Annotated in this window: 5 protein-coding genes; 3 read left to right on the top strand and 2 right to left on the bottom strand. The window is 70.1% G+C overall.

All coding sequences use genetic code 11. The features are described 5' to 3' along the window. Window positions 1-43: 43 nt before the first annotated feature. Complete coding sequence (locus tag Q1V87_RS03925; protein ID WP_300590920.1) at window positions 44-1,231, bottom strand: polysaccharide pyruvyl transferase family protein; 1,188 nt, start codon at window positions 1,229-1,231, stop codon at window positions 44-46. Between the two features lie 149 nt (window positions 1,232-1,380). On the opposite strand from Q1V87_RS03925, the gene Q1V87_RS03930 reads away from it, so the two are divergent. Next, window positions 1,381-3,534 (top strand): glycosyltransferase, encoded by a 2,154-nt coding sequence (locus Q1V87_RS03930; RefSeq protein WP_300590921.1) that lies wholly within the window; start codon window positions 1,381-1,383, stop codon window positions 3,532-3,534. Next, window positions 3,531-4,841 carry a glycosyltransferase gene (locus Q1V87_RS03935; protein ID WP_300590923.1) on the top strand — a complete coding sequence of 437 codons (1,311 nt, stop codon included), beginning with the start codon at window positions 3,531-3,533 and terminating at the stop codon, window positions 4,839-4,841. The genes Q1V87_RS03930 and Q1V87_RS03935 overlap by 4 nt, the downstream gene beginning before the upstream one ends. Here Q1V87_RS03935 and Q1V87_RS03940 read toward each other — a convergent pair. Further along, entirely contained in the window at window positions 4,827-5,540 is a 714-nt protein-coding gene (locus Q1V87_RS03940; RefSeq protein ID WP_300590924.1) for a hypothetical protein, read from the bottom strand. The two genes, Q1V87_RS03935 and Q1V87_RS03940, sit on opposite strands and share 15 nt — an antisense overlap. Before the next feature lie 31 nt (window positions 5,541-5,571). Between Q1V87_RS03940 and Q1V87_RS03945 the strand changes: the two genes are divergently transcribed. After that, a partial coding sequence (locus Q1V87_RS03945) for a phosphotransferase (protein WP_300590925.1) occupies window positions 5,572-7,040 on the top strand: 1,469 nt, incomplete at its 3' end.

Raw genomic sequence — 7,040 nt, forward strand, 5'->3', positions numbered from 1 at the left:
GCTCGGCGCGCCCTCCTCGGGCCGGTGGTCCCGCTGCCTCGCGTCACGGCCGGGCGGATGCCGCGACGCGGTCCCACCACTGCCGGGATGCCGCCCGCAGCCGCGGCAGGCGAGCCGCCGCCTCATCGCGAATGGCGGCGGTGTCGGCAACAAGCGCCTCGAGCCGGCGCGGCGCATCCCGTAGCTCGTCGAGATCGAGCACGCCGGACTGGCCCCAGTGGCCGAGGGCGCCCCCGAGCTTGATGCGCGTGTACTGGTCGGCAGACACTGCGAGCACGGGGGTGCCTGCCGGCGCGGCGAAAACAGCGGGGTGGTAGCGGCCGGTGATGAGAAGTTCAGCCCGCCGAACGAGCGCCGCCGCATCGCGGGACGTGCCGGTCGGGATGACGGTCGAGGGCTCCGACATCCGCTGCCTGACCCTCTCGTGTAGCGCGGCGTCACCTCTCGCGGGCGCGGCCGGATCGAGAGGCCCGAAGTGTGCGTGGAACGAGACCGGTCCGACGGTTCGTGCTGCGGCATCCGCGAGCTCGGCGATGTGCTGCTCGACTTGGTCGGCTCGCCGCCCTGCGAACCAGCCCGACAGACTCACGACGACTCCCCTGGGCGGCGCTGACACACCGTCCTCACCGTCCTCACCGAGGCCGAGGAAGGATGCGTCGTCGACGTTCAGGGTCGCGCTCAGTCCCCACGAGTCGACGAGGGCAGCCGTGTCGGGCTCTCGCACACCGACCAGAGCCGCCTCGCGCAGCATCCGTGCCACCGCTGCGTCATCGGGTGCGTCGAGGTCGGGGCCGAGGGTCTGCCCCGTGACCACCACCGGCACTCCCCTCGCGTGAGCCAGGCGTGCCAGGGTGGTGCGTTCGAACACGTGGCTGTGCCAGCGGGTCGCGAGATTCCCGCCACCCGCGTTGACGAGCAACCGCGCCCCCTCGAGCGCCGCGAAGACCTCGACTGCTGGGTCGTCCGGCGAGAGCTCAGCCGAGCCCGCGGCTACCGCGAGAAGGTGGTCGGCGCGCCGGGCAGCTTCGGCACGATCGAGTCCCGCGAACCCGAGCCGCGGAAGTGCCGGGATGCCGTAGCGTGCCGCCGTTTCGGGGGGATTCGAGCTCACCCCGATGGGCGAGAGACCGCGCTCAGAGAGCTCACCCACGGCGACCTCGAACATCGCCTCGTCGCCGATATGGAACATGCCATCGAGCACGCCGACGTCACCGATGATGAGAACAGACACGGGTTTCTCCAGCAATGCACAGACGAGGGAAGACGCCACAAACCGGCGGCGTTGTCAACCCTACGGGGATGCACGACAGCGTTCGCCGAGGGGCAGTACGATCACGGTGTCCGGCTGGCGGTGCCGGGACGTGCACGGAAAGGACCGCCATGGGGATTCAGGCAGCGATGGACCGGGTGACCGGCGCCGCGACCATCGTCGAGGCGCTGCGCGCTGCCGACGATCTGGCGTTCGAGGCGGGCCGCGATCCGGGCGTGCGTACGCTCCGGGTGCTCTCCGCCGCCCTGGCCGGCACCGACGACATCGCCGCAATTGCCGCGGTGCACGCGCTGTCTGAGATGTTCGACGAACAGGCCGCCGCGCGCCTGGTCTCGCTGCTCGATGACCCCCGCCCCTTCATCCACGAACACGCAGCCTGGGCGCTCGGCCAGGGGCTGCCGCGGTTCTCGGCGATCGCCCGCCTGATCGCTCTGGTCGGGCGCGGTGGGTTCACCGGGATGCTCGCGCAGCGCACGCTCGAGAAGTGGTCGGTCGCGGCGGGAGATGTGCTGGCGGTCGCGCTGGAGTCGGTGCTGGCCGTATCGACTGAGGCGACGGCTGCCGCGGGCCGGGCCCGCCTGGTCGAGACCCTCGGACTCGTACGCCAGTCGTCCGCGACGCGCACGCTGCTGACCATTGCCCGCACCGACACAGAAGCCGTGGAGGTGCGCGAGGCCGCCGTCGCGGCGCTGGGTCAGCGCTCGGGCGAACCCGGGGTGCGGCGTGCGCTCGAGGACCTTGTCACTGCCGATGGACCCCTGTCTGACCACGCACGGTTGGCCGTCATCGACCTCGAGCCGGCTCTCGCTCACCCCACCCGCGACACCTCGAGCGGACTCACCGTCGCCCAGCTCTTCCTGCACGCCGATATCGACCCGTCGCTGAGCGCCGCGGGGGCCGGGGATAACGGCGGGATTGCCACCCTCCTGGTGCGCCTGGGCGACGCCCTCACTCACGAGCCCGGCGCCGTCGAGCGCGTGCTGACACTCTCGCGCGGCTCGATCTCGCAGGCGACAGCTGACCTCCTCGATGTCGCCTCCCAGAGCAGGGGGCACGTCTACGGCCATGTTCCGCTCGCGGCGCGCCCCACGCCGTCGGCTGCAGCATGGCCTCTGCGTGTGCGGGCACGGCGCGGCATCCGTCGTCTCCTGCGCGCGGCGGGCCACATCGACGTGCTGCACCTGCGGATGGCTGACGTCGGCTCACTCGCCGCAGCCGACGTCGCGCGTGAGCTCGGCATCCCGACGGTCTTCACCCTCGCACCCGACCCCCACGCGGTCATCCAGTCGCTCGACCGGGCGGGCACCCTCACGCGCGAGAACTTCGGCCAGACCGACCTCGCTGAGCACTTCTGGTTCCGCACGAGTCTGGTGCGTTCGCTTGCCGGCTCCGCCTCGCACAGCGTGCTGTTCCCGCGCCAGAACCTTGCCGACGACATCCGATCACTGGTCGGCGTCGACATCGACAGCGTCCCCGAAAGGCACACGATCGTCGCCGAGGGTGTCGACCTTGAGGTCGTCGATCGATCCGTCGCCCTCGTGTCGGGAGGGGCGACGGATGCCGATCCCGCGCTGCGCGAGCTTGCCGACCTGGTCGGGGCTTTGCCGCCGGATCGGCGTGATCTGCCGCTGATCGTCAGCGTCGGCCGCATGCACCGCGTGAAGGGAATGGCGACGCTCGCCGAGACGTGGGCCGGCAGCGCGCTGTCCGAGCGCGCGAATCTGCTCATCATCGGCGGTGACCTCGAGAACCCCTCGCTGGATGAGCGCGAGCAGCTCGACCGCATCGAGGTCGCGGTTCCCTCCGCCGAGCGCGCGGCACGCGGCCTCATCCTCGCCGGACACCGCCCCAACGATGTCGCAGCCCGCTGGGTGGCTGCAGCCCGGCTTGGGATCCCCGGCAGAGTGGCCGGGCGCGGGGTGTACGTGTGCGCGAGCATCAAAGAAGAGTTCGGCATCGCCCTGCTGGAGGCCCTCGCGACGGGACTTGTTGTCGTCGCCCCCGACGGTGGCGGACCCGCGACCTATGTGGCCGACCAGGACACCGGGTTTCTCACCGCGACCTGGGATGTCCACGCGCTGGCGGAGGCGACCCACCGCGCGCTGGACCGCGCGGCCCTGGCCGACCCCGCGATCGCCGAGCGAGCTCGAGCGATGGTCGCCGAGAGGTTCACGATCCAGGCCATGGCGGCAGCGCTCGCTCCGGTGTATCGGCAGGTCGCCGAGCAGGAGGCCGAGCTCGTGCGGGCGGCGGGCGTCGCATGACGCTGCTGGTCGTCAGTCCCGATTACGCCTCGCACCTGCTTCCCCTCGCAACACTCGCGACTGCGTGGCAGCAGCGCGGCGAAGAGGTCGTCGTCGCGACCGGCCCCGCGACCGATCCCATCGTGAAGCGCTTCGGCTATCGGCGGGTCGATCTGCCGCTTGGTCGCGGCTCCAACGCGGGAATCATACGCACGGCGCAGCAGAAGGCTCACGAGGCGGCGTCTCTGGAGGGGTTCTTCGCCGCCACACGTCGCGGGATGATCCCCACGCTCCTTTATCAAGCCCGGGAGCGCCTCACCGACCTCATGTGGCAGCCCGAGGATCGTGCCCGGGCAACCCTCGCGGTGATCGAGGATGTCGCACCCGACGCGATCCTCGTCGATCACCTTGCGTTCAGCGCTCGCCTCGCGCTCCATACGGCAGGCATCCCCTACGGCGACGTGGTGCTCGGCCATCCGAGCGCCCTGCCGGTTGCCGGTGAGGTCTATGGCTTCCCTCCGGCGTGGCCGGCATCCTTTTCTCCAGACCCCGACGAGCTGCGTACGCTCCGGGACGTCTGCGTGGAAGTCTCGGCGCGGTTCACGGCGCAGTGGAACGAGGTAGCACAGCGACTGGATGCCGGATCGCGCGGCGTCGACGATGCATTCGCTACCCACGGCGAGCGCGTGCTCTACAACTATCCCGGTGAGCTTGCCCGCACCGATGGGAGGGCGCTGCCCCCGCACGTCTTTCTCGGTTCGACTCGGCGGACCGAGCCCGAGGATGACGCGGTGGCAGCATGGCTCGCCGTCGATGAACCGTTCGTCTACGTCAGCTTCGGCAGCTTCCTATCCGTTCGCGGCGACGTGCTCGCGCGCGTCGCCGAGGCACTGCGCCGCGTCGGCGTCCGCGCAGCGATCTCGACGGGGGCCACTGACCCGGCCGAGCTCGGCACGATCCCGGAAGGCTGGCTCGTGCGCGAGTACCTGCCGCAGGTGCGCCTACTCGATCACGCCACAGCTGCCGTCACCCACGGCGGCAACAACTCCGTCACCGAAGCGGTCGGAGCTGGCGCGCCGCTCCTGGTGCTCCCGTTTTCGACCGACCAGTTCGCGGGGGCGGCGGCGATCGAGCGCGAGGATGTCGGACGCAGCCTCGACCCGAATGCGGCAAGCGCCGAGGATCTCGCGTCGGCTCTCGTGGCCATCCTGGATCCGGACTGGGCGGGTCGAAGGACTCTCACCGCGATCCGTGCCGATCAACTCGCCGGTCCGGGCCCCGAGCGGGCCTACCGGGCGCTCGCCGACGCGACGTCAGCCGAGCGATAGGCTCTCGTCCGCGAGGCCTACGAGCGCTGCCATCGCGGCTCGGTCGCCCGCGGCATCCCGGTACTGCTGCATCCGCGCGGCATTGGCCTCGTAGCCCGCGCCGGCACGGACCTCGCCGACGTGGTGAAGCGCGTACACCCGACCCTCGTGGCGGCGCGGCGGTTCACCGAGCAGGGTGTGATGGGCGAGGTTCCAGGCGGCATCCTCGAACCCCCACCCGCGGAAACCGGCATCCTGTCCCCCGTGGCGGGCCCACGTGCGCGGTGTCGCGATGTACACGCCCGAGCAGGCACCCGACACGAACTGCTCGACGGTGCACTCGGGTAGCGGCACGCCCCGCGCATAGTCGGCGGAGCCCGTCGCGCCGAGCCACCGGTACTCCGTATACGGAAGGTGCACGACGCCACTGGTCGCCGCTGCGCGGATCGCCTCGCGCAGCGGCTGAACCTCGGGGATCGTGTCGGCATCACCGATCACGACGACCTCGTCGGGGTCGGCATCCGCCATCGCCTGGTTTCGACAGGCTGCCAGGACGAACGGAACGTCACCGGTGTCGACGGTCGTCAGCGGCACCTCGGGGAGATTCTCCCGATACCAGGCGACCACACGCTCGAACGCATCGATGCGCGACGGCGCCGGGCGCCACGGCAAGACGATTCGGGCAGGCGGCAGAACATCGTCGGGGGTGAGAGAATCCACTCCACCATCATGGGGCCGCCAAGGAGACGCCATGCCCGAACTGTTCAACTACTTCGACCACGTCGAACTGCCGACTCCGACCCTCGGCGTCGACGAGGTCGAAAGGCTCTGCACGCTGGCCTTTGGCATCGACGTCGTCGCGATTCCTCTCGGGAGCCAGCAGGACCAGAACTTCCGCCTGTTCCCGCGAGACTCCGACGTGCCGTTCGGCGTCCTCAAGCTCAGCAATCCGGTGTTCAGCGAGACCGAAATCCGGATGCAGGATGAGGCGACGAATGCTGTCGCGATGGTCGAGCCTTCCCTACGGGTTCCTCGCGTCCTCTCGGGACCTCGGGGGGCTCTCTGGGCCTGGTGGGACAGCTCGCAGGGGCGCATTCACGCTCGCGTGCTGGAGAACATCTCCGGTCACACCCTGACCGGGTCGCGCTACCTTCCCCCCACTGTTATCGAACGCCTCGGAGACCTTGCGGGGCGGGTCAGCGCCGCACTCGGAAGCTTCGAGCATCCCGCGAGCAGCCGCACCCTGCAGTGGGATCTGCGTCATGCACGCAGGGTCATCGACGCCCTGCTGCCTGATGAGCCGGATGCCGAGGTTCGCGCCGCGATAGATCAGGCGGTGAGCGAGGCCAGCGCGGCGCTCGATCGGGTCGAATCCCGCCTTCCTCTGCAGGTAGGGCACTTCGACATCACTGACGACAACGTGCTGCGCGGCGAGGGCGAGCTCCTCCCCGACGCCGTGATCGACTTCGGCGACGTGATGCGCTCGTGGCGCGTCGCCGAAATTGCGGTCACGGCATCCTGCGTACTGCACCACGATGGCGCAGAACCGATGTCGGTCATTCCCGCGATTCGCGCCTTCCACGCACAGCGCCCGCTCACCGACGAGGAGATCACGGCACTGTGGCCCCTCATCGTCCTGCGCGGAGCGACTCTCGTGCTGAGCGGGCGCGCGCAGGTGCGCCTCGACGATGCGAACGACTACGCGGCCGACGCGCTCGATCGTGAGCGCCGGATCTTCGATGTGGCGACGTCGGTGCCAGCATCCGTCATGACCACGGCGATTCGCCGGGCGCTTGATCCCGACCGCTCCGCGCCGACCCGGGCATGGGAGGGCGCTCCCGTGGTGACACTCCCGGCTGAGACTGTCGTTCTCGATGCTGGCACCGTCTCACCCGTGAACGATCGGGGTGCCTGGCTCGACCCGGAGGCGCTCGACCGGGCGGCGCTGAGCACGCTGGATGCCGGCGCCGGCGCGGTCGTCGTTCCTGCTTGGCATTCGATGCTGAGCGGGGCGCCGCTTCGAACCCCGACTGCTCCGGCGACAATCCCCACCGGCACGACGCTCTGGCTGGCCGAGCCGCTCGCGCTCGGTCGAGACGATGGCGAGTGGACAGGCGGCGCCGGGACGCTCACCTGGCGTTGCGGCGACGAGGTCGTCACGATCACCGGCGTTCCCGACGGCTCGGATGCTGCGCTTCCGGCACGCACGCGCCTGTTCGT

The organism is Microbacterium sp. (assembly GCF_030149085.1).
Classification (GTDB): Bacteria; Actinomycetota; Actinomycetes; order Actinomycetales; family Microbacteriaceae; genus Microbacterium.

What these genes read in the sequence shown, in the direction of transcription:
- Q1V87_RS03930 (WP_300590921.1), top strand. Translation starts at nt 1,381, where the DNA reads ATGGGGATTCAGGCAGCGATGGACCGGGTGACCGGCGCCGCGACCATC.
- Q1V87_RS03935 (WP_300590923.1), top strand. Translation starts at nt 3,531, where the DNA reads ATGACGCTGCTGGTCGTCAGTCCCGATTACGCCTCGCACCTGCTTCCC.